This is a genomic window from Nocardioides sp. NPDC057577, from assembly GCF_042801335.1.
GTDB lineage: Bacteria > Actinomycetota > Actinomycetes > Propionibacteriales > Nocardioidaceae > Nocardioides.
The window spans coordinates 1-1,017 of the sequence record NZ_JBHVGB010000378.1 but is presented as its reverse complement, the minus strand read 5'-3'; the positions used below and the strand labels follow the sequence as shown (position 1 = coordinate 1,017).

The following is a 1,017-nucleotide window of genomic DNA, read 5'->3' as shown; positions in this document are numbered from 1 at the left end:
GCCCAGGGCTGTGGCCGAGGACGCCCGGCCGGCGGATGAGCCGCTGCCCGACACCGCAGCCTGACCCGACTCCACTCGCATCACTCGTCCCCGCGCAGGTCAGCGCGGGGACGAGTGGGAGAGCCGCAACGAGTCGAGTCGACATCACCACGCCACCCGTACCTGTCCTGACCAGGCACGCGACGAGTGGTACGAGACATCACACCTCACGGCGGCCACCCCCTGCCCTCCCCTGCGCCAAGGCCGCCGCCCCCGAGCCCACCTGGAGTACCCCGCTTGTTTGCCCGCATCACCGCCCTCCTCGGCCGAAGCGATTCGCATCGGCATCACCCTGCTACTGCTCCACGAGATGCTCGCCGGACAGGCGCACGTACCACCCTGGTCCTCGGGCTGGTAGCCGTGGTCCTCATGGCCTTTCGGGTCTCGTGGAACGCACTGTCCGACGTGGCCCGCACCATCGGCGCGGACACCACCGCCGCCCTGCTCTACCCGATCGTGGTCGACGGCCTGATGGCCCTCGCACTGGTCGCCACGCTCGTGCTCACGGGTGCGGACCGGAAGTTCGCGCTCCGGGTCCTTGCGACCTACACGCTCGCCAGCCTCCTGCTGAACTACGTGCACGGCCTCATACCGACCCTGCACACCGAGTCGACGCAGTGGGGCCGACTGGCCGACTGGGACCCCGCGAACTGGGCCCTCGTGCTGCTGGCCACCTCGCTCCCGGTCGGGTCGATCTACTTCGGATCGGACCTCGTGGCAAAGGTGCTGCACCACAACCCCGAGTCGGCCGACTCTGCCGAAATGGCCTCTGCCGAGTCGGCCGGCCGGCCAGCCATCGAGTCGGACGGCGAACGAGCCGACGTGCACGCCACTGACCAGGACAAATCCGGCCCGGCGCAGGTTCCTGAGCCGACTCCCACGAAGGTCGTGGAGGGGCTCGTGACAGGGCCGACTGAGGCCGACATGTCGGCCACCTCTAGCCGATCACGGCAGTCGGCCGCCGTGTCGGCGTCGACC

1 protein-coding gene is annotated in these 1,017 nt (G+C 69.6%); it reads left to right on the top strand.

Features of this window, described 5'->3' with window-relative positions; genetic code table 11:
- Positions 1-186 precede the first annotated feature (186 nt).
- A partial coding sequence (locus ACFU7D_RS29940) for a DUF2637 domain-containing protein (RefSeq protein ID WP_378874218.1) occupies positions 187-1,017 on the top strand: 831 nt, incomplete at its 3' end.